The organism is Mesorhizobium sp. B3-1-6 (genome assembly GCF_006439555.1).
Taxonomy (GTDB): domain Bacteria; phylum Pseudomonadota; class Alphaproteobacteria; order Rhizobiales; family Rhizobiaceae; genus Mesorhizobium.
On record NZ_VFTM01000020.1, the window covers coordinates 98,410 to 117,114 of the forward strand.

Consider the following 18,705-nt stretch of genomic DNA (forward strand, 5'->3'; position numbering starts at 1 on the left):
GCGCGATATGCATTAGCCGAGATCGATCTGCAGGATCTCCGGCCGCACTCCGAAGCGTATCGGCGCGATGCTGAAGCCCAGTCCGCCCGAGACAATCAGGTTGCGATCGTTCTCGACGACATGGCCGTAGGCGTAACGGTTGCCGTAGGCGGAAGGCACCACCGGCGAATAGCCGAACAGCCGCACCTGTCCGCCATGCGTATGACCGGACAGCGTCAGCGAAACCCTCCAGGGCACTTTCGGAAAAATATCCGGCTCATGCGCGAGCAGGATGATGGGAGCAGTGTCGCCAACCTTGGCCAGCGTGCCGGGAAGGTCGTCGAGACCGGTGAGCCCCCTGCGGCCCTTGGCCTTGTCCGGCAACAGGGCGATCTGGTCGGCCAGGCCGGCTATCCAGAAGCCCTGGCCGTCCTTTTCCAGGCGTACGACGTCGTTCTCCAGCACCGGAATGCCGACGGCCTCCAGCGCCTTTCGCGAAATCGTCGGCCCTGCCCCGGCCGCTTGCGCCGAGCGATCATCCCACCAGTCGTGATTGCCGAGGATAGACCACACGCCGAGCGGCGCCTTGAGCCCTGCCAGCGCGGGCGCCCATTCCGACGCGTTTACCCAGCCGGTCACCAGCCGGGTCCCGGCGGGGTAGTCGCCAAGTATGACGATGACGTCCGGCTGCAGCGCATTGGCCTCTTCGGCAAGTGCTGCGATCCGTTCCGGCGTCATCCAGGGCCGGCAGGCGTGGATGTCGGCCAGCGCCACGACACGCAACTTGAGTCCGGCTGGCCAGTGCGGCGGCGTCAGCGTGTAGCGCTTCACATGGGTCAGCAGCATCGGCTCGATGCCGACGGCATAAGCGCCAAGCGACACCAGGCTGAAGGCCGAGCCGCCGACAAGGCGCAGGAAACCACGTCTGGTGATCATGGATCGGCCCAAGCCCCTTGGGATTCTATCAGGAAGCTGCCTTAAAGGGGGCAATTACGCCCTCAGCTAGGCCGAGGCGAGCAGATTCTGCGCAGACGGGCCGTTACGCGGCCAAACGGCGAACAAATATGCGTTACTCTTCCTGGAACAGGCTGATCTGCTGCTGGACGATATCCTTCGGCGGGTCGAGCCCGAGATGGCGCCAGGCATTGGCGGTCAGAACGCGGCCGCGCGGCGTGCGCTGGATGAAGCCCTGCTGGATCAGATAGGGCTCGATGATGTCCTCGATCGCGTCGCGCGGCTCGGAGAGCCCGGCCGCGATCGTCTCGATGCCGACCGGTCCGCCGCCGAAATTGCGCGCGATCATCGACAGATAGCGGCGGTCGAGCGCGTCGAGGCCAAGCGCGTCGACCTCCAGCCTTGTCAGCGCCTCGTCGGCGATCTTCCTGTCGACATGGCCGTCCCCCGCGACGCTGGCGAAATCGCGCACCCGGCGCAGCAGGCGGCCGGCGATGCGCGGCGTGCCGCGCGCGCGGCGCGCGATCTCCAGCGCGCCATCGTCGCCAAGCGGCATCGACAGGATGCGGGCGCCGCGCCGCACGATCTGCTCCAGCTCCTCGACCGTATAGAAATTGAGCCGGACGGGAATGCCGAAACGATCGCGCAGCGGATTGGTCAGGAGCCCAAGCCGGGTCGTCGCCGCGACCAGCGTGAAACGGGCAAGGTCGATCTTGACCGAGCGCGCCGCCGGCCCCTCGCCGATGATCAGGTCGAGCTGGAAATCCTCCATCGCCGGATAGAGGATTTCCTCGACCGCCGGATTGAGCCGATGGATCTCGTCGATGAAGAGCACGTCGCGCTCCTCCAGATTGGTGAGCAGCGCCGCCAGATCGCCCGCCTTGGCGATAACCGGACCCGAGGTCGAGCGGAAATTGACGCCGAGCTCACGCGCCATGATCTGCGCCAGGGTCGTCTTGCCGAGCCCCGGCGGACCGACGAACAGCACATGGTCGAGCGCCTCGCCGCGGCCCTTGGCGGCATCGATGAAGACCTTGAGATTGGCGCGCACTGCCGCCTGGCCGACGAACTCGTCGAGCGACTGCGGCCGCAAGGTCTGGTCGGCATCCTCACCGCGCTTGTCGGGGGCAATGAGGCGGGGCGAAAGGCTCATGCCGCCTTCCTTGCATAGGACCGACAACGGAACAAGCGCCGCCTCACCGCGCCAGTTCCTTAAGGCCGAAGCGGATCAGCTTGGATGCATCCGCGCCCTCGCCGGCCGATTTCAGCGCTGCCGCAACCGCGTTCGCCGCGATGTCGCGCGAATAGCCGAGATTGACCAGCGCCGAGACCGCATCCGTAATCGGTGCCGCCGCGACGCCTTCGCCGAGCTCCTGCTTGAGGCCGATCGTGCCGCTGGCCGCGCCCGCATAGGCAGGCGCCTTGGTGCGCAATTCGGTGACGATGCGCTCCGCCACCTTCTTGCCGACGCCTGGCGCTCTGGAGACCATGGCGATGTCGCGCAGCGCGATCGCATTGGCGAGCTCGGCCGGTGCCAGCGTCGACAGGATGGCCAGCGCCACCTTGGCACCGACGCCCTGCACATTGTTCATCAAAAGCCGGAACCACTCGCGCTCCAGCGCCGACTGAAAGCCGTAGAGCCGGATCATGTCCTCTCGCACATAGGTCTCGATGAACAGCACCACCGCCTCGCCGGGCGACGGCAGCGACGCCAGCGTGCGCGCCGAGCAATGCGCGACATAGCCGACGCCGTGCACGTCGACGAGGCAGGAGTCCTCGTCGATCTCGTCCAGCGTGCCCTTGAGCTTGCCGATCATGATTGTCCCCTCACGCCAGCGCTGCCATCCGGTAGGCGACGCTTTGGCGGTGATGCGCATGGCAGATGGCGATGGCAAGGGCGTCGGCAGCATCGTCGGTGTCGAAGATCGCCTTCGGCATCAGCACCTTGACCATCATATGGATTTGCTTCTTCTCGCCGTGGCCGACGCCGATAACCGCCTTCTTGATGGCATTGGGGGCATATTCAGCGACCACCAGCCCGGCACGCGCCGGCACCAGCATGGCGATACCGCGCGCCTGGCCGAGCTTCAGCGTCGCCGTGGCGTCCTTGTTGACGAAAGTCTGCTCGACCGCTGCCTCATGCGGCATGGCTTGGTGCAGCACCTCGGCCAAACCGTCATGCAGCTGGCAGAGTCTTGTCGCCAACGACTCCTTTTCGTCGGACCGCACCGTGCCGGACGCGACGAAGCGCAGCGAATTGCCCACGCTGTCGACAATACCCCAACCGGTGCGCCTCAGCCCCGGATCGATACCGATGATGCGAATCGCTTCCCCCATGCGCCAAGTCTAGCCGTGGCGGCAAGCGATGCCAGCGAAATGTGAACAAACCAGAAACAATCGCGATCTTAAGAACGCATTCGAAATCCCATCAAGCTGGCGTTCACAGGCTGGCCGGCCCGAAATCCGGATCTAATTTAGTTCGTCACGCGACGGATGGTTTTCGACAGCCGCGTGAGAAATGCCGGCCTCGACGACGCGACGAGCTTCCATGCCAGGACTGCATTTCCCATGCGCCGCGGCAGGAGCCCGATGCAGAGGAACCAGGCTGCCAGCGCAGCCCGCCGCCGCCAGGATGCGTTCATTTCCAGACTGGCGGCGGCGCCCGCTTTTGCCAGTCCCAGCCGGGAGTCGGTCGCGACCGGATGCCGGGGCTCGTCGACGCAAAGCGAGGCCAGTCGCTCTTCCAGATGAACCGGATCGCGAAGGCCGGCATCCGGCGGCACGGTCAGACCGATCTCGGCCGCCCGGTCGGACAAGGCTTCAAGGCGCCGGAAGTCATGCGCCACGCGCCAGCGCGCCCGCTCGGCAAGCTTTTCGGCAAAGACCGAATGGTTGGAACCGTGGATGCGGTAAGCACCAAGGCAGGTGTCGATGGATTTCACCTCCCCGTGCAGCGGCGCAAGCGTTGCGAGATAGCCATCGGCGCCTTGCCGGAAATCGCTTTCGGGCATGGGCATTATCGGGTCCAGCGCCTCACGGTCGAACGCCAGCCCGCTCGTCACCGTCGTACGGTAGCGCCCCTTGCGCAACAATTCCGGGACGACGTCGCCCGAGTCGAACGGCTGTTCCGGGGGCGGAAAGACATCCTTGATATGTTGGTCCTCGTCGACGAGATGCAATCTGAATTGCGCCTGGGCGACATCCGCGTCCCACTCGTCCAGGACCTCGGAGACGGCGTTCGGATAGAGATAATCGTCGGCGTCGAGGAAAAGAACGATCTCCCCGGTGCTCGCCTCGAACCCCGTATTGAACGCAGCGGCATGTCCGCCATTCCTGCGCCTGAGGCACGAGCGGATCTTGTCGCCGTAGGATTCGATGACGGCCACCGACGCGTCCGTCGATGCGTCGTCGACGACCACGACCTCGACATTTCGGTGGTCCTGCTCCAACGCGCTGTCGATGGCGCGTCCAAGAAACTGTTCGTAGTTGTAATTGGGGATGATGATCGATACCGGGATGCGGTCCAATGGCGAATGCACGGATCAAGCCTCGCAATCTGCTTTGGTCACAGTGACGGTGATTTTCTTGCAAAACCGGCTCGGGTCGACCCGGCTGCGGCGAACGGCTCCAACTAGGAGCCCATCGCTTCAAGACAAGGGCAATATTTCTCGCGAAGGCCGGCATGGCCTTCGATGCAACGACGGTTACCCGCAGTATCGAAGAGCAGTCGGGGTCGCAGGCGCTCGACTTGCGGCCACGATCGCGGCTCGCCAGATCGCGCCTCGATTGAACGATGTGGGTTCCCGCTTCCCGCGCCGCTATCGCGGCGTTTGCTGCAAACGCGGTTTCAGCCGCGCGCGAAAGCCGTATTCAAGAGACTGATCTGGTCGGAAACCGGGTTGGCCCGCCGGCTGGGGGCGTGCGTCTCGTTGATGACGCCGCCATAGATTTCCTCGTCCATGCGCCGCACCAGCGCCTGCAGGCGCAGCGAGCGCGTCACGAGGTCCAGAAAATCCTTGGGCAGCTCTTTCCAGCCGAGCGCCTCGTCATGCGCGGAGGCGGTGTCGAGTCGCACCTTGGATTTCTCCGAGGCCACCTGGTCGCGCGTCATCTCGCCGGAATTCGCCGCCCGCTGCAAAAGCAGCCAGGAGGCGACCTGCATGAGCCTTGTGGTCAGCCGCATCGACTCGGCCGCATAGAGTGCCGCCGCCGTGCGCGACAATTTCTTGGCTTCGAGCCTGCCCTTGCCATCGAGATATTCGGCGGCCTGCTCGACCAGCCCCATGCCTTCCTGGTAGAGCGGCTTGAAGGATTGGGAGAAAACCCGGCGCTCCGCCAATTTGATGGTTTTCGCGCTGCCCTTCGAAGGCTCGTTCATCGATACGCCCCTGCACTGCCGTCGGCCGATTCGGCAATTCTTGCCGACGTGGCCCGCACCCTAAATGACTGAGGCTTGAAAATGCGCTTCGATGCCCATGAAGGCAAGCGCATGTTTAACAAACGGTTAACGCAGGCCTCGTTCCAGCCATCCGCAAGCGGATGGCACCCGGCTTGCCGCCCGCGGACAAAAAAAGAGCCGCGGATAAGGCGGCTCTCAGGAGTTTAACAGGGAGGCGTCAAACAAAGTGGCTCCAACCACTCGGTAAGAATCCAGCAAAACTGGATGCGCATAGTAAACGCCCGTAAAGCTTAATGAACCCTTAACGCAGCGACGATTTTTTAAGCGACCGCGCTTTTCTGTGCCGGAACAGGACAGCCGGCCTCGCCGCGCGGGATCGCCCGAAAACCGGATTTCGGATGCTGTCATCGCGGCCTTCGAAACATGTTGGCTGCCGCCGCGACATCGTTCCGAAACACGCGCCACGCAAAAGCCCGCTCCTCTGAAGCGGCGCGCAAATCCGCGCCGCTCGAAATCATGCGGGATATCCGGGAGCAGATCATGGATTGGTATTCGATCGTCAAATTCCTTCACATCGTTTCGGCCGTTTTGTGGGTCGGCGGCGGCTTCGTGCTGTTCCTGCTCGGCGTGCTGGCCGAGCGTGCCGGCAACATCGAGGACAAGCTGCAGGCTATGCGCGCCAGCGGGCAGCTCGGCGGCAGGTTCTTCGCGCCGATGTCGATGCTGACGCTGGTCTTCGGCCTCATCATGTGCGGCTTCTGGGTCGGCTTTACCGACCTGTGGATCGCCATCGGCCTCGTCGGCTATGCCACGACCTTCTCGATCGGCATGCTCGTCTTCAAGCCGACCGGCGAGCGCATGGGTGTCATGATCGCCGAGCAGGGCGTGACGCCGGCCGTTCTTGCCATCGGCCAGCGCATGATGAACTGGGCGCGCCTCGATTATGCGGTGATGCTGGTGATCATCGCCGACATGGTGCTGAAGCCCACTTTGCACGACATCGGCATTCTTGCTGGCATGGTCATGGTGGTTGCGCTGGGCGCCGCGCTCGCCTTCGGCGGCGGCCGCCAGATGGTGCCGAGCGCCGCCTGAAACTTGTGGTGGGGTGGCCTGATGGCCCCCTCAGGCCCACCCCACCACAAGCCGGCAAGACCATCCCACAGCAACTTGACGGCGACCACCGCGACGGTGGCGTAGGTGAACGGGTAGAAGATTTCCGGCCGCATGCGGCGCACCAGCCACGCCCCGGCGATGGTGGAAAGCGGCGCCAGGGGCATCAGCACCGCCGACGCTGTGAGGTTGGTGGTGTCGAACTGGCCGAGCGCGAAATAGGGGATGAGCTTCAGCGCGTTGGTGGCGGCAAAGAAGATCGCCGCCGTGCCCGACAGCACTTTCGGGTCGAGCCGGATCGGCAGCGCATAGACCTGGAAGGGCGGGCCGCCGACATGGGCGACGAAGCTGGTGAAACCGGCGACCGTGCCCCAAAAGGCGGCGGCAATGCGGTTCGGTTCCGCCGCATGGTCGGCGCCGTGGCGGAACTGCAGGTAAATCCAGCGCAGCACGAACACCAGCGCGACCGCGCCGACGATCAGCCGCACCATCTCCTGTGTGACCAAAGCCGCTGTCAGCCAGCCGAGCCCGATGCCGATGACGGCGCCAGGCATCATGTCGACCAGCATCTTGCGGTCGTAGACGCCCCACCAGGTCCACACGGAAACCACATCCATCAGGCACAGGATCGGCAGCAGGATGGCGGCCGCCTGAACCGGCGGGATGGTCAGCGCCATCAACGGCACGCCGACGAAACCGACGGCGCCGCCGAAGCCGCCTTTCGACAGGCCGACAAGGATCACCGCCGGAATGGCGGCGGCATAGAACCACGGGTCGCTGAGCAGGCCTGACATCGGCAAGGGAAGGTTGGAGAAGGCGGGAATTCAGCCATAGCGCAGAACAGCGCCGCCCGGATAGTCATTAATGCCGGCATCCGCTATTGCCGGCCTGATATCGACGACCTGCCGCACGGCCAAGGTTCGTCGTTCGGCCGGCTCGCTGTCTCGAGGTATGGAAATGAGCGCCATCAGCATTCGCAAGGCGCGCGAAGCGGACATTGCTGCGATCGTCGCGATGCTTGCCGACGACGCGCTCGGTCAGGCCCGCGAAGACGCCGGCCCGCCGCTGTCGCGGGCCTATCTGGACGCCTTCGCGGCGATAGACGGCGATCCGAACCAGTTCCTCGCGGTGATGACCGACGGCGACGATGTCATCGGCACGCTGCAGATCGCCTTTATCGCCGGACTGTCGCTGCGCGGTGCCCGGCGCGGCCTGATCGAGGCGGTGCGCGTCGCGGCGGAGCGGCGTGGCGAGGGCTTGGGACAGCGCCTCTTCGAATGGGCGATCGACAAATGCCGCGAGCGCGGCTGCCGCGTCGTCCAGCTGACGACCAACAAGAGCCGGCTCGAGGCGCATCGCTTCTATGAGCGCCTGGGCTTCAAGGCCAGCCATATCGGCTACAAGCTGGAGCTTTATCGCGGCTCAGCGTTTCACGGAAGCGCCGGCCCCCTCTAGCCTTTCGTATAGTCAGGCCCAAAACGCGTCGGCAGGCCGTCGGCGAGTTTCAACCAAGGGAGCTTTTCCTCGAAAGCGACATGTAGCGTAGGCACAAATTTTTCCGGCTCCGCCATCGCCGCCGCAAAGAAATGCATGACACCAGACATGTTCTTTGAGCGGAAGGAAAGCGGCGAGCCACAGTGATCGCAAAATGTTCTTTCCACGCCGGGAGAAGAGTTGAATACCTTCGGTGGTTTGTCCAGCCATCGCCATTGGCCGTCCAGTACGCCAATGTAGGCGGTCATCGGCGCAGAACATTGCCGCCGACAACTTTCACAATGGCAAACCACGCAGGCCTGTGCCGAGCCATCGACTTCAAAGGCAACAGCACCACATAAGCAATGGCCGCGCATGCGAAACCTCCTTGAGGCAGCGAGCACAGCTTAGTGCCGGGGGCGTGCGGGAGTCGCCAAGGAATGCGCCGAACTTGCGCCAGATCCCGACATTCGGCGCTGGCGAATGTGGCCGGGTGCGCGAGGTTAGCTTCAAGCTGAGTTCATCACCGCCGCGCCTGGACCAGCAGGAACATCGGCCGCTCGAGTTCTTCGGCCAGTTCCGGCCGGGCGGCGATCTACTCGTCCGACGGGCAAAATTCCTCGACATGCCCGATGCTGAATCCGGCCTGGATCAGCAAATTGAGCGTCGTGCCGATGGTGCGGTGGTGTTTGACCACGCCCTTGGTGAACCAGTCTGTGGTGCGCGGTCCCTCGACCAGATACCGGTCGACCGGCCATGTCTTCCTGCCTGCGGCATCGACGGACCAGCCCGGGTTGGTCGGCGCCATGTAGATCGGATGTTCCGTCGAGAAGACGAAGGTTCCGCCGGGAACCAGAGCCTGGTGGACGGTCGCGAACAAGCCCGCGGCATCGCCGACATAATGCAAGGCAAGCGAGCTGTAGGCGAGGTCGAAACGGGCCTTTGGCAGACTGAGCTCGTCGAGGTCGGCGCGCCGGTAGGTGACGGCATCGTCGGAGCCGGCGGCGCGTGCCCGCGCAAGCATCTTTTCCGACAGGTCGAGGCCGAGGACTTCGCTCGCGCCATGCGAGCGCGCCCAGCGGCAGAACCAGCCGAACCCGCAACCGAGATCGACGATGCTCAGCCCATGGACGTCGGGCAACATGGCGCGCAGCGCCGGCCATTCGGGCGCGCCGTCCAGGCCCTCGACCGAGCGGCCGAGACGGCTATAGCCGTCGAAGAAATCCGGACGGTCGTAGATGTTTTGCGCCATGTGCCTGTCCTGCTTTTGCCTGCATATCTAGCGGGCGTCCCCTCGGCTTCCAACGCCATCCTCGGAACCCGAATGGGCGACGCAAGCCACAGGTTAAGCATTTTGGCCCTGGCGCCGCGCGGCTGCTGTTCAAGCTGCCCCCTTTGCTCTATGCCGCAATGCAACCATCTTCGCCCGGCATAGGCGAAACCGGGATCGAAGGCCAATGAACGATTTAACTCCGCCCAACCGCTGCCGCATCGTGCTGATCGCGCCCCCGCTCGTGCCGGCGGAGCAGATCTGCGCGGCGTTCGAGGGCGGTGACGTCGCCTCGCTGATCCTGCCCGACAACGGCATGGACGATGCCTCCTTCCAGGCCTTCGCCGAAAGGATCGTGCCGATCGCTCAAAGTGCCGGCGTCGCCGTCATCATCGCCGGCGACAGCCGCATCGCCGGGCGCGTCCAGGCCGACGGCATCCATGTCGAAGTGAAGTCGGCGGAACTGGCCGAGGCGATCGAGCGCCTGGCCGGCAAGATGATGGTCGGCGTCGGCGGCGCCAAGACGCGCGACGAGGCGCTGGAGCTCGGCGAGGAGCGGCCCGACTATATGTTCTTCGGCCGTTTCGGCTATGACAACAAGCCGGAGCCGCACCACCGCAACCTCACCCTCGGCAAATGGTGGGCGGAGATGATTTCGATCCCCTGCGTCGTCATGGCTGGCTCCGAGCTTGCTTCCGTCGAGACGGTGGCCGCGACCGGCGCCGAGTTCGTGGCGCTGTCCAGCGCCGTCTTTGCCGACGGGCGCGACCCGCGGGCGGCGATCGCCGCCGCCAACGCCCTGCTCGATGAAACCGCGCCGCGTTTCGAGGACTGACATGCGCCTGCGTGTCCTTTCTCTGGTTGTCCTGGCCGGCTTGTTTGCGCAGGCGGCGATGGCGGCTGAGACCATCCCGCTGCCACAGCAGCGGCCGGATGCCGGCACTCCGGACTCCGGCACACCGAATACGGTCAAGCCGAATACGGCAACGCCGGATGCCGGCGAGCCGGATGCGAGCAGGTTCGGCACCGCCACGCACATCGACAAGCCGATCCAAAACACCTTGCCGCAACCGGCCACCATGACGCCGCCATCGGCCGACGCCGTCAATCCCGACCGCTTCGGCGCCAAGCAGCCGGACGCCGCCTACGGCGCCTTCCAGCGCGGGCTGTACAAGACCGCCTACAACCTCGCCATGGACCGGGCCAAGAACGGCGATCCGGCGGCCGAGACGCTGGTGGCCGAAATCCTGTCGCGCGGACTTGGCGTGCCGCTCAATCCGGCCGAGGCCGGCAAATGGTATGCGCTGGCCGCCGAACAGGGCGTGCCGGAGGCACAGTTCCAATATGCGCTGATGCTGCTCGACGGCCGTTATGTGAAGAAGGACGAAAAGGGCGCCTTCGCGCTGATGCAGGCCTCGGCCGAGGCCGGCAACCGGCTTGCGCAGTTCAATTTCGCCCAGTTGCTCGTCCAGCAGGATCCGGGCGATGACGGCCTGGTGAAGGCCGCCGTCTACTACGAGCGCGCCGCCGCCACCGGCCTTGCCGATGCGCAATATGCGATGGCGCAGCTCTACGCCAACGGCGTCGGCGGCAAGCCGCATGACGACGCCCAGGCGCGTCGTCTGCTGGCGCAGGCCGCGAGGCAGAACTACGACACCGCGCAGATCGATCTCGCCGCCTGGATGATCGAGGGACGCGGCGGCGGGCGCGACCTGAAATCGGGCTTTGCCTGGATGAAGCGGGCGGCGGAGGGCGGCAATGTCGCCGCCCAGAACCGCCTCGCCAAGCTCTATATGGGCGGCATCGGCACCGATCCGGACCTGATCCTTGCCGGCGCCTGGTACATCGTCGCCCGCCGCGCCGGCCTGATCGACCCGCGGATGGACGATTTCCTGCAGGGCCTCGACGACGACCAGACCAAGCAGGCGCTGCAAAAGGCAAATCGCCTGCGTTGACGCATGGCGCCACGGAGCCCTGTCCGGGCTCGCTTGGGTCCCCTCCCTTGCCTCCCTCCCTTGCTACTGCGTGTAATTTGTGGTCTTGGAGGCGCCAAAGCGCGACCCGCGCCAGAAAAATCTCATTCCGGATCAGTTCATCATGGCCAAGATCAGTGGCAACGAAATCCGTCCCGGCTATGTCATCGAGCACGATGGCGGGCTGTGGGTGGCGGTCAAGACCAACACCGTCAAGCCTGGCAAGGGCGGCGCCTACAATCAGGTCGAGCTGAAGAACCTGATCAACGGCACCAAGCTCAACGAGCGCTTCCGCTCGGCCGAGACCGTCGAGCAGATCCGGCTCGATCTGAAGGATTTTTCGTTCCTCTACGAGCAGGGCGACGCCCTGGTCTTCATGGATACCGAAAGCTACGAGCAGCTCGAACTGGCCAAGGACTTCGTTGGCGAGCGCGCCGCCTTCCTGCAGGACGGCATGATGGTGACGGTGCAGCTTTACGAGGAGCGGCCGATCGGCATTTCGCTGCCCGACCAGGTAACGCTGACCATTACCGAGGCCGACCCGGTGGTTAGGGGCCAGACGGCTGCCTCCTCCTACAAGCCGGCGGTGCTGGAGAACGGCATCCGCGTGCTGGTGCCGCCCTTCATCTCGGCCGGCGAGCGCATCATCGTCGACACCAACGAAATCACCTACATGCGCCGCGCGGATTAACGGCAAAAAAGCAGGAAGAAAAAATGGCGCGTTCCGCTCTCCTCAACGTCATGGTCCAGGCCGCGATGAAGGCCGGCCGCTCGCTGTCGCGCGACTTCGGCGAGGTGCAGAACCTGCAGGTCTCGATGAAAGGCCCGGGCGACTATGTCAGCCAGGCCGACCGCAAGGCCGAAGAGATCGTCTTCGCCGAGCTTTCCAAGGCGCGGCCGGGCTATGCGTTCCTGATGGAGGAACGCGGCGCGGTCGAAGGCGAGGACGCCCAGCACCGCTGGATTGTCGACCCGCTCGACGGCACCACCAACTTCCTGCACGGCATTCCGGTCTTCTCGGTGTCGATCGCGCTCGAGCGCCAGGGCCAGATCGTCGCCGGCGTCGTCTACAATCCGGCGATGGACGAACTCTACACGGCCGAGCGCGGCGGCGGCGCCTTCATGAACGACCGTCGGCTGCGCGTTGCCGGGCGCTCCAAGCTGACCGACGCGGTGATCGGCTGCGGCGTGCCGCATCTCGGCCGCGGCCAGCACGGCAATTTCCTGATCGAGCTGCGCAACGTCATGGCCGAAGTCTCCGGCGTACGCCGCCTTGGCTCCGCCGCGCTCGATCTCGCCTATGTCGCGGCCGGCCGCATGGACGGCTTCTGGGAAACCGGCCTGTCGTCCTGGGACATCGCCGCGGGCATCCTTCTGGTGCGCGAAGCCGGCGGCTTCGTCTCCGATATGGATGGCGGACAGGACATGCTGGACAGCGGCGAGGTCGTCGCCGGCAATGAGGTCATCCAGCGCGCGCTTCTCAAGACCGTGAAGAAGCCGCTGTCGTCGCGCTGAGAGGCGGCGCGCGCGAAGCGCCCTTACTGCGAAAGTCGGAATCGATTTTCGGGAAGGATCGTGTGCAAATCAAAGTGCTGCCGTGTCCTTTGCGCGTCGAAAGGACGCGCCGCTCCGCAGTCGCAAAACCGCAACCGAAACTTGAAATACTGGTCCGCGACTGCCCAGATCAAGGGACAGCAGGACCATTTTATGAACGATGTGCGGCCAGATACCCAGCTTGACATCCCCTTTGTGGGGCGCTGGCATTATTCGCGCGCCGAGATAATCGCCGACGGCATCGTGCATGCAGTGGGCATCGTGCTGGCGATCGCTGCCGGCTCGACTTTCCTGGCGCTTGCCGCTTTTCATTCCGGTCCAGGCGAATACACCGCAGCCGTCTTTTACGTGGTGTCGCTGCTCACCGTGCTGTCCGTATCGCTGACTTACAATCTGTGGCCGGTCTCGTGGCCGGCGAAATGGATCCTGCGCCGCTTCGATCACGCCGCGATCTATCTCCTGATCGCCGCCACCTACACGCCCTTCCTCGCCCAACTCCACAACACGCCGCTGGCGCTGCCCATGATCGTCGTCGTATGGAGCGCGGCAGCGGCCGGCATCGCCATCAAGATGTTCCTGCCCGGGCGCTACGACCGGCTGGCCATCGTCTTCTATCTCGCCATCGGCTGGAGCGGCGTGGTACTCGCCGGCCCGCTGGTCGAGACGCTGCCGACAACCTCGGTCGCGCTGCTCGTCGCCGGCGGCATCATCTATTCCTGCGGCGTCGTCTTCTTCGCCTGGAAGGGCCTGCGCTTCCACAATGCCGTCTGGCACGGCTTCGTCGTCACCGGCGCCGGCCTGCATTTGGCCGCCATGGTCGACTGCCTGGTGATCAACCGGTTCTAGGCCTGTGGCGCCGGCCTATCGGGCCATATTGCCAAGCGCCATTCAATTTGGTCACAATTCCGTTTAGAGTCGCGGCAATTCTGCGGCGGTGGCATCGGAAACGGGGCACGGATGGCTTTTCTCAGATCCTTCGGCAGGCGATCGGACGTCCTGGTCTATGATCCGCACAAGCTGTCGAGCCCGCAGGTCTTCCTGCTCACCATGGTGATCTTCCTGATCATCGTCGCTTTCATCGCCGCCATCCTCACCCGCCAGATCTCGACCGCCTTCTCCTCTAATCCGGGCCTCAACGGACTGATCGTCGGCGTGCTTGTGGTGGGCATCCTGCTCGCTTTTGCCCAGGTCGGGCGGCTGTTCCGCGAGGTGCGCTGGGTCAATTCCTTCCGCGCCGGCTCCGAAACCACCGAGCCGGTGCTTTTGGCGCCGATGAAGGCGATGATCGGCCGCTCGTCGACGATCGCGTTTTCGACCTCCTCGATGCGCACGATGCTCGATTCCATCGCCACCCGCCTCGACGAGAGCCGCGACACCTCGCGCTATCTGGTCGGCCTGCTTGTGTTCCTCGGCCTGCTCGGCACCTTCTGGGGCCTGCTCAACACCATCGCCTCGATCCGCGAGACGATCGAGGCGCTGGACCCGGGCACCGGCGACGCCGCCGCCGTTCTCGACGCGCTCAAGCAAGGCCTGTCGGCGCCGCTCGCCGGCATGGGCACCGCGTTCTCGTCCTCGCTGTTCGGCCTTTCCGGCTCGCTTGTGCTCGGCTTCCTCGACCTGCAGGCCGGCCGCGCCCAGACCCGCTTCTACACCGAGCTCGAAAACTGGCTGTCCTCGGTCACCGATCTGTCATCGGACATCGTCGTGTCCGAGACGTCGAAAACAGCCGAATCCTCCGAGGACATCCGCCTGCTATCGGAGCGGCTGCGCAGCCTGCAGGAGAATGGCGGCGGCTCCAATCCGCGCGTCGCCACCGCCATGGCCAATCTTGCCGACGGCATCTCAGGGCTGGTGAAGAACATGCGCTCCGAGCAGCAGATCATGCGCGACTGGGTCGAAGCCCAGTCCGACGAGCAGAAGGCCATGCGCAACACGCTGGAAAAAATCGCCGACGCGCTGAAGAAGCAAGGGGTCCACTGACGTGGCACTGGCAAGACGGCGCGCCGACCGCCGCATCGACTACTGGCCGGGCTTCGTCGATGCCTTGTCGACGCTGCTCTTGGCGATCATGTTCCTGCTCACCGTCTTCGTGCTGGCGCAGTTCCTGCTCAGCCGCGAGATCTCCGGCAAGGACACGGTGCTCAACCGCCTCAACTCGCAAATCAACGAGCTGACCCAGCTGCTCGCGCTGGAACGCACGAACAGCCAGGACAAGGAGGATTCGCTCGCCAACCTGCAGGCATCGCTGTCGGCGGCGCAGGCTGAAAAGAGCCGCCTCGAGCAATTGCTGGCGCAGGGCGCCGGCGCCGGCGACGCGGCCAGCAAGCGCGCCGACCAGCTGTCCGGCGAACTCGGCAACCAGCGCCAGATCAGCCAGCAGGCGCTGAGCCAGGTCGAGATCCTCAACCAGCAGATCGCCGCTCTTCGCAAGCAGATCGGCGCGCTGGAAGACGCGCTCAACGTCTCCGAGCAGCGCGACCGCGTCTCCAACACCAAGATCGCCGATCTGGGCCGCCGCCTGAACGTCGCGCTGGCGCAGCGCGTCCAGGAACTCAACCGCTACCGTTCCGATTTCTTCGGCCGGCTGCGCGAGATCCTCGCCGACCGCGAGAACATCCGCATTGTCGGCGACCGCTTCGTCTTCCAGTCGGAGGTGCTGTTTCCGACCGGCTCCGACGTGATCAACGACGCCGGCAAGGTCGAGATGAAGAAGCTCGCCGACGCTATCATCGAATTGCAGAAGGAAATCCCGCCCGAGATCAGCTGGGTGCTGCGCGTCGACGGCCACACCGACAACCAGCCGCTCTCCGGCACCGGCCGCTACCGCGACAACTGGGAATTGTCGACCGCGCGCGCGACGTCCGTCGTGAAGTTCCTGATCGAGAACGGCGTGCCGGCCAACCGGCTGGTGGCCGCCGGCTTCGGCGAATTCCAGCCGCTCGACCCGGCCGACACCGACGAGGCGCGCAGCAAGAACCGCCGCATTGAACTGAAGCTCACCGAACGGTGATTTGAAGCATGTCTCCCGAAAGCGGGAACCGGTTTCGGGACAAAGACATGCGTAGAATCAAAACCCTAAAGCGTACGGAGCGGATCTGAAAGATCGCGACGCGCTTTAGGATCACGCAAAGTCACGGGAAGTTGTTTGTCGGCTGAATACTTAGCGCGCCAAGTTCCGGCGGCAAGGCCTGAAAACATTATCTTTTTTTTAATTACACATCGCGAATCGACGCACCTAACTTGCCGCGCAGGGCCGGGGTCCCGCCGGCGATGCCTCCCATCGCGACGCGACGGAACCGGACGGCCCGGAAGGTCGGAAGGCGACGCGGCGCGGCCGCTCCCTTCCTGGTAGAAGGATGCGCCGCCATGCGCGCTTCAACATCTCTCAAGACTGCAATCCTCGCTGCGGTTCTGATCGCGGCCCCGCTCGCCGGCGCCTATGCGGCCGGGCACCACAAGGGACTTCTCGATGCGACCCCTCCAGCCAATTTCATCGGCCCGCGTGTGACCAGCCTGATCGATCAGATCCAGGGCGTGGATCAGGGCATCACCGATGCCCGGCAGGCAAACAACATTTCGGCTTCGGAAGCGCACCGACTGCACATGCGCGCCGCGCATATCAGCCAGGCCGCGGAGCATGTCGCGGCCTCGGATCACGGCAGGATACCGTCCGCGCAATATCATGAGATGCTGCGGCGCCTCGACAATGTCGACCAGAGGCTGATGAACGACACCGGCAGCGGCTTCATGGTGGGCGACGGCGACGGCGGTGGCAATTACCCGAACGGCTGAAGCGGTTCGCCATTTCAAGGAGACGGCCCGCACACAGGAAGGGACCAACTGGCGCCCGCGGGACCTGGCCCCGAGGGCGTCCTTTTTGGATCGCGTCCTGCTTCGATTACACGCCGAGCCAAAGCGCGATGATGGCGAGCACCGCCGGCACAGTCTGGATGAAGAGTGTCTTGCGGCCGACCGTCGCCGCGCCGTAGAGGCCCGCAATAGTGACGCAAAGCAGGAAGAACATCTTGATCTGGAATCCGCCGGCGCCGAGATAGAGTCCCCAGATCAGGCCGGCGGCGAGAAAGCCGTTATAGAGCCCCTGATTTGCGGCAAGCACCTTCGAGGCGCTGGCGAATTCCGTCGTCAGCTTGAACGCCTTGTGGCCGCGCGGCGTGTCCCACAACACCATCTCAAGGTAGACGATATAGCAGTGGATCAGCGCCACCAGCCCGACCAGGATATTGCCGATCATTGTTCCCCACCGCTCGTTCGGACAAGCATTGACCACACGTCGACGCCGCCGCGCAAGATAGGTTGACCCCGGCCTCGCCGAGCAGGGTTGCCAAGCTTCGCGCCTTGGTATCTTTTTCGCGCCAGCCCATTTGCAGCCGGAACCCGCCATGTCCTTCCAGAAACTCGACCAACTCGGCCACAAGCTCGAAGCGCTGGAGCATGCTTTGGCCATCCTCGGCGCCGACGAGGCGACGCATATGGCGGTCGGCGGCGGCGAGAAGCGCGCCGAGGCGATGTCCTCGCTTGCCGGCATGCTGCACGCCCAGGCGACCGCGCCGGAGATCGGTGACTGGATCGCGGCTGCCGAAGCCGAGCCGCTGAGCGAAGAGCAGCAGGCCGCGGTCAGGGAGTTGCGCCGCCAATACACCAACCTCACCTGCCTGCCTGTCGAATTCGTCGAGCGCCAGACGGTGGCGCGCATGCGTTCCGAACAGCTCTGGCGCGACCTGCGCGCCAAGAACGATTGGGCCGGCTTCCTGCCGGCTCTGGAAGGCGTCGTGGCCCTGGTGCGCGAGGAAGCGGCGCTGCGCGCCGACGCCCTCGGCCTCGCCCCCTATGATGCGCTGATGGAGCAGTATGATCCCGGCAACCGCGCCGCCGACATCACGCCGGTGTTTGCCGAGCTGAAGGCCTTTCTCAAGGATTTCCTGCCGCGTGCGCTGGCCATGCAGGAAGCGCGGCTGGCAAAACACCCGTTGAAGCCGCTGTCGGGCACCTATGCCGTCGACCGCCAGCGCGAGCTCGGCCTTGCCATGATGGCGGCCGTCGGCTTCGACCTCACCCATGGCTCGCTGTCGGTGTCGCACCATCCCTTCTGCGGCGGCGTGCCGACCGACGTGCGCATCACCACCCGCTACAAGACCTCCGACTTCCTGTCGGCGCTGATGGGCGTGCTGCACGAGACCGGCCACGCGCTTTACGAACAGAACCTGCCGAAAGCCTGGTCGCATTGGCCGCTCGGCAAGGCGCGCGGCATGGCCGTGCATGAGAGCCAGAGCCTGTTCGTCGAAAAGCAGATCGGCCGCAACCCGGCGTTCTGGCGCTGGGCGTTGCCGGTGGTCGAAAAACACCTCGGCGAAGCCTGGTCGCTCGACGACATCCTGCCGCATGTCCACCATGTCGAGCGCGGCCTGATCCGCGTCGACGCCGACGAGGTCACCTATCCGCTGCATGTCATCCTGCGCTACGAGCTCGAGCAGGAACTCGTGTCCGGCCGGCTGGAGGTCACCGACCTGCCGGAGGCATGGGACGCCAAGATGCGCGACTATCTCGGCCTCTCGACCATCGACAACCCGGCCGACGGGCCGATGCAGGACGTGCATTGGCCGGGCGCCGCCTTCGGCTATTTCCCTTCCTACACGCTTGGCGCCATGATGGCCGCGCAGCAATGGGCGGCCCTGACCAGGGAGCATCCGTCCGCCGACGAGGATCTCGCCAAGGGCGATTTCAGCGCCATCAACGAGTGGCGTCGCGCAAAGATCTGGTCACAGGGCTCGCGGTGGTCGACGCCGGACCTGCTCGAGCGCGCCACCGGCGAGAAGCTCAACGCCGCTTACTTCACCGAGCACCTGCGCAGGCGTTACGGAACTGCATAAGTCGGCGGGTCGTTACCACGTCAGAGAACTAGGCCGTAGTGACGATTTAAGGAATTGGGATTCCCACAGGCCGGCAAATCAGATTCAACGCTGATTTTTGGGGAT

19 protein-coding genes and 2 pseudogenes are annotated in these 18,705 nt (G+C 64.6%); 11 read left to right on the top strand and 10 right to left on the bottom strand.

The genetic code is table 11. The annotated features are described in order from the left end of the window. Positions 1-12: 12 nt before the first annotated feature. The 6 genes from FJ414_RS18855 to FJ414_RS18880 all read right to left on the bottom strand — a co-directional run bounded on the left by FJ414_RS18855 (position 13) and on the right by FJ414_RS18880 (position 5,311). A complete protein-coding gene (locus FJ414_RS18855; protein ID WP_140645858.1) occupies positions 13-915 on the bottom strand; it encodes a metallophosphoesterase in 903 nt (300 codons plus the stop codon). Between the two features lie 133 nt (positions 916-1,048). After that, positions 1,049-2,086, bottom strand: coding sequence for a Holliday junction branch migration DNA helicase RuvB (gene ruvB / locus FJ414_RS18860; RefSeq protein WP_140645859.1), 1,038 nt, complete (start codon positions 2,084-2,086; stop codon positions 1,049-1,051). A gap of 43 nt (positions 2,087-2,129) precedes the next feature. Then, positions 2,130-2,750 carry a Holliday junction branch migration protein RuvA gene (ruvA, locus tag FJ414_RS18865; RefSeq protein ID WP_140645860.1) on the bottom strand — a complete coding sequence of 207 codons (621 nt, stop codon included), beginning with the start codon at positions 2,748-2,750 and terminating at the stop codon, positions 2,130-2,132. Positions 2,751-2,760: 10 nt separating this feature from the next. After that, positions 2,761-3,270 (bottom strand): crossover junction endodeoxyribonuclease RuvC, encoded by a 510-nt coding sequence (gene ruvC / locus FJ414_RS18870; RefSeq protein WP_140645861.1) that lies wholly within the window; start codon positions 3,268-3,270, stop codon positions 2,761-2,763. Positions 3,271-3,407: 137 nt separating this feature from the next. After that, positions 3,408-4,472: a glycosyltransferase family 2 protein gene (locus FJ414_RS18875; RefSeq protein ID WP_140645862.1), complete on the bottom strand. Its 1,065-nt coding sequence runs from the start codon at positions 4,470-4,472 to the stop codon at positions 3,408-3,410. A 308-nt stretch (positions 4,473-4,780) separates the two neighbouring features. After that, positions 4,781-5,311, bottom strand: coding sequence for a DUF1465 family protein (locus FJ414_RS18880; RefSeq protein WP_140645863.1), 531 nt, complete (start codon positions 5,309-5,311; stop codon positions 4,781-4,783). A 561-nt stretch (positions 5,312-5,872) separates the two neighbouring features. On the opposite strand from FJ414_RS18880, the gene FJ414_RS18885 reads away from it, so the two are divergent. Next, complete coding sequence (locus FJ414_RS18885) at positions 5,873-6,424, top strand: DUF2269 family protein (protein ID WP_140645864.1); 552 nt, start codon at positions 5,873-5,875, stop codon at positions 6,422-6,424. Between the two features lie 47 nt (positions 6,425-6,471). On the opposite strand, the pseudogene FJ414_RS18890 reads toward FJ414_RS18885, so the two are convergent. Further along, a pseudogene (locus FJ414_RS18890) lies at positions 6,472-7,236 on the bottom strand (sulfite exporter TauE/SafE family protein); the annotation flags it as partial. A gap of 163 nt (positions 7,237-7,399) precedes the next feature. Here FJ414_RS18890 and FJ414_RS18895 point away from each other — a divergent pair. Continuing rightward, positions 7,400-7,897: a GNAT family N-acetyltransferase gene (locus FJ414_RS18895; protein ID WP_140645865.1), complete on the top strand. Its 498-nt coding sequence runs from the start codon at positions 7,400-7,402 to the stop codon at positions 7,895-7,897. On the opposite strand, the gene FJ414_RS18900 is transcribed toward FJ414_RS18895, so the two are convergent. Continuing rightward, positions 7,894-8,292 carry a GFA family protein gene (locus tag FJ414_RS18900; protein ID WP_140645866.1) on the bottom strand — a complete coding sequence of 133 codons (399 nt, stop codon included), beginning with the start codon at positions 8,290-8,292 and terminating at the stop codon, positions 7,894-7,896. The two genes, FJ414_RS18895 and FJ414_RS18900, sit on opposite strands and share 4 nt — an antisense overlap. Positions 8,293-8,438: 146 nt before the next feature. After that, a pseudogene (locus FJ414_RS18905) lies at positions 8,439-9,167 on the bottom strand (class I SAM-dependent methyltransferase). A gap of 205 nt (positions 9,168-9,372) precedes the next feature. On the opposite strand from FJ414_RS18905, the gene FJ414_RS18910 reads away from it, so the two are divergent. The 8 genes from FJ414_RS18910 (at position 9,373) to FJ414_RS18945 (ending at position 16,504) form a co-directional block, all read left to right on the top strand. Further along, on the top strand, positions 9,373-10,020 hold the full coding sequence (locus FJ414_RS18910; RefSeq protein ID WP_140645867.1) for a thiamine phosphate synthase: 648 nt from the start codon (positions 9,373-9,375) through the stop codon (positions 10,018-10,020). Between the two features lies 1 nt (position 10,021). Further along, the gene (locus tag FJ414_RS18915; RefSeq protein WP_246672443.1) at positions 10,022-11,140 is read left to right on the top strand and encodes a tetratricopeptide repeat protein; all 1,119 of its coding nucleotides are present in this window, start codon (positions 10,022-10,024) and stop codon (positions 11,138-11,140) included. 142 nt (positions 11,141-11,282) lie between these two features. Beyond that, complete coding sequence (gene efp / locus FJ414_RS18920; RefSeq protein WP_140645868.1) at positions 11,283-11,849, top strand: elongation factor P; 567 nt, start codon at positions 11,283-11,285, stop codon at positions 11,847-11,849. Positions 11,850-11,872: 23 nt separating this feature from the next. Then, positions 11,873-12,673 (top strand): inositol monophosphatase family protein, encoded by an 801-nt coding sequence (locus FJ414_RS18925; protein ID WP_140645869.1) that lies wholly within the window; start codon positions 11,873-11,875, stop codon positions 12,671-12,673. A 192-nt stretch (positions 12,674-12,865) separates the two neighbouring features. Then, on the top strand, positions 12,866-13,558 hold the full coding sequence (locus FJ414_RS18930) for a hemolysin III family protein (protein WP_140645870.1): 693 nt from the start codon (positions 12,866-12,868) through the stop codon (positions 13,556-13,558). Positions 13,559-13,669: 111 nt separating this feature from the next. Further along, entirely contained in the window at positions 13,670-14,692 is a 1,023-nt protein-coding gene (locus FJ414_RS18935; RefSeq protein WP_140645871.1) for a MotA/TolQ/ExbB proton channel family protein, read from the top strand. 1 nt (position 14,693) lies between these two features. Next, positions 14,694-15,722, top strand: a complete 1,029-nt coding sequence (locus tag FJ414_RS18940; protein ID WP_140645872.1) for a peptidoglycan -binding protein — start codon at positions 14,694-14,696, stop codon at positions 15,720-15,722. 356 nt (positions 15,723-16,078) lie between these two features. After that, positions 16,079-16,504 (top strand): hypothetical protein, encoded by a 426-nt coding sequence (locus FJ414_RS18945; protein ID WP_140645873.1) that lies wholly within the window; start codon positions 16,079-16,081, stop codon positions 16,502-16,504. Between the two features lie 106 nt (positions 16,505-16,610). Here the strand turns inward: FJ414_RS18945 and FJ414_RS18950 are convergent, their stop codons facing one another. Then, positions 16,611-16,964, bottom strand: a complete 354-nt coding sequence (locus FJ414_RS18950; protein WP_140645874.1) for a DUF1304 domain-containing protein — start codon at positions 16,962-16,964, stop codon at positions 16,611-16,613. Positions 16,965-17,112: 148 nt separating this feature from the next. Here FJ414_RS18950 and FJ414_RS18955 point away from each other — a divergent pair, with 148 nt between their 5' ends. Then, positions 17,113-18,600 (top strand): carboxypeptidase M32, encoded by a 1,488-nt coding sequence (locus tag FJ414_RS18955; protein ID WP_140645875.1) that lies wholly within the window; start codon positions 17,113-17,115, stop codon positions 18,598-18,600. Positions 18,601-18,705: the final 105 nt, after the last annotated feature.

Excerpts from the sequence above, each read along its gene's own strand:
- FJ414_RS18945 (WP_140645873.1), top strand. The coding sequence starts at position 16,079 with ATGCGCGCTTCAACATCTCTCAAGACTGCAATCCTCGCTGCGGTTCTG.
- FJ414_RS18955 (WP_140645875.1), top strand. The coding sequence starts at position 17,113 with ATGTCCTTCCAGAAACTCGACCAACTCGGCCACAAGCTCGAAGCGCTG.
- FJ414_RS18950 (WP_140645874.1), bottom strand. The coding sequence starts at position 16,964 with ATGATCGGCAATATCCTGGTCGGGCTGGTGGCGCTGATCCACTGCTAT.
- FJ414_RS18880 (WP_140645863.1), bottom strand. The coding sequence starts at position 5,311 with ATGAACGAGCCTTCGAAGGGCAGCGCGAAAACCATCAAATTGGCGGAG.
- ruvA (WP_140645860.1), bottom strand. The coding sequence starts at position 2,750 with ATGATCGGCAAGCTCAAGGGCACGCTGGACGAGATCGACGAGGACTCC.
- FJ414_RS18915 (WP_246672443.1), top strand. The coding sequence starts at position 10,022 with ATGCGCCTGCGTGTCCTTTCTCTGGTTGTCCTGGCCGGCTTGTTTGCG.
- FJ414_RS18885 (WP_140645864.1), top strand. The coding sequence starts at position 5,873 with ATGGATTGGTATTCGATCGTCAAATTCCTTCACATCGTTTCGGCCGTT.
- FJ414_RS18935 (WP_140645871.1), top strand. The coding sequence starts at position 13,670 with ATGGCTTTTCTCAGATCCTTCGGCAGGCGATCGGACGTCCTGGTCTAT.
- FJ414_RS18895 (WP_140645865.1), top strand. The coding sequence starts at position 7,400 with ATGAGCGCCATCAGCATTCGCAAGGCGCGCGAAGCGGACATTGCTGCG.
- FJ414_RS18925 (WP_140645869.1), top strand. The coding sequence starts at position 11,873 with ATGGCGCGTTCCGCTCTCCTCAACGTCATGGTCCAGGCCGCGATGAAG.
- efp (WP_140645868.1), top strand. The coding sequence starts at position 11,283 with ATGGCCAAGATCAGTGGCAACGAAATCCGTCCCGGCTATGTCATCGAG.
- FJ414_RS18930 (WP_140645870.1), top strand. The coding sequence starts at position 12,866 with ATGAACGATGTGCGGCCAGATACCCAGCTTGACATCCCCTTTGTGGGG.
- ruvC (WP_140645861.1), bottom strand. The coding sequence starts at position 3,270 with ATGGGGGAAGCGATTCGCATCATCGGTATCGATCCGGGGCTGAGGCGC.
- FJ414_RS18855 (WP_140645858.1), bottom strand. The coding sequence starts at position 915 with ATGATCACCAGACGTGGTTTCCTGCGCCTTGTCGGCGGCTCGGCCTTC.
- FJ414_RS18900 (WP_140645866.1), bottom strand. The coding sequence starts at position 8,292 with ATGCGCGGCCATTGCTTATGTGGTGCTGTTGCCTTTGAAGTCGATGGC.
- ruvB (WP_140645859.1), bottom strand. The coding sequence starts at position 2,086 with ATGAGCCTTTCGCCCCGCCTCATTGCCCCCGACAAGCGCGGTGAGGAT.
- FJ414_RS18910 (WP_140645867.1), top strand. The coding sequence starts at position 9,373 with ATGAACGATTTAACTCCGCCCAACCGCTGCCGCATCGTGCTGATCGCG.